General features: G+C 68.1%; 1 protein-coding gene. It reads right to left on the bottom strand.

The window, feature by feature from the left end; all coding sequences use genetic code 11:
* A partial coding sequence (locus ACFQ3T_RS36985) for an endo-1,4-beta-xylanase (RefSeq protein ID WP_380730869.1) occupies nt 1–576 on the bottom strand: 576 nt, incomplete at its 3' end.
* Between the last annotated feature and the right edge of the window lie 11 nt (nt 577–587).

Consider the following 587-nt stretch of genomic DNA (forward strand, 5'->3'; position numbering starts at 1 on the left):
GTCGAACAGCAGCGGGGTGCCGGAGGCGCGCCACGAGTCGCTGTCGCGGATGCCCCACACGGTGATGCCGGTGCAGCGGGTCACGGCGAGGCAGGCCTGGACGACGCCCTGGTACTGCTGGGCCTGCGTCGTGCCGGAGCCCTCGATGTCGAGCTCGGTGATCTGCACGTCGACGCCGAGGTTGGCGAAGTTCTGCAACGTGGTGTGGTAATTGCTGGGAACCGGGTTGCCGCTGTTGAAGTGGGCCTGGAAGCCCACGCAGTCGATCGGCACGCCGCGGGCCTTGAAGTCCTGCACCATCCGGTAGACGCCCTGGGTCTTGGCGTGCGACCAGTTGTCGGTGTTGTAGTCGTTGTAGCAGAGCTTCGCGCCCGGGTCGGCCGCGCGGGCGGCGCGGAACGCCGCCTCGATCCAGTCGTTGCCGGTGCGCTGGAGGTTCGAGTCACGACGGGCGCCGGTGCCGCCGTCGGCGAACGCCTCGTTGACCACGTCCCAGGAGTGGATCTTGCCGCGGTAGTAGGTCGCGACCTGGGTGACGTGGTTGAGCATCGCGTTGCGCAGCGCGGTGCCGGACATGTTCTGCATCC

Source organism: Saccharothrix hoggarensis (assembly GCF_042678885.1).
Taxonomy (GTDB): Bacteria; Actinomycetota; Actinomycetes; order Mycobacteriales; family Pseudonocardiaceae; genus Actinosynnema; species Actinosynnema hoggarensis.